Raw genomic sequence first — 301 nt, forward strand, 5'->3', positions numbered from 1 at the left:
CTTTTGGCAAATCGAACAAGACCTAGTTTTGGCAATTTTATTTTGTTTCCTATAACGGCAATGTTTTCATTTGTTTGTTTTGTGGTGTAAGATTGTACGTTGTTCTTCTTAGATTTGAAACGCGGGGCACTGTTTTGTTTTTTGAAAAAGCGTGTATAAGCATCCGCAAGGTTGCGAACAGACGACTGAATCGCAATACTATCCACTTCTTTTAGCCAAACAAACTCTTTCTTCATGGCAGGAAGTTTGGCGGAGCATGTACCATATGTCAAACCCTTTCCTGTTTCTTTATATGCATTAC

The 301-nt window shown here is 38.2% G+C and carries 1 pseudogene; it reads right to left on the reverse strand.

The features are described from left to right. Window positions 1-301: pseudogene (locus tag GFJ36_RS10520) on the reverse strand (IS200/IS605 family element RNA-guided endonuclease TnpB); the annotation flags it as partial.

The sequence above is a fragment of the Bacillus sp. EE-W1 genome (assembly GCF_009760835.1).
In the GTDB taxonomy this organism is placed as follows: domain Bacteria; phylum Bacillota; class Bacilli; order Bacillales; family Bacillaceae_G; genus Bacillus_A; species Bacillus_A wiedmannii.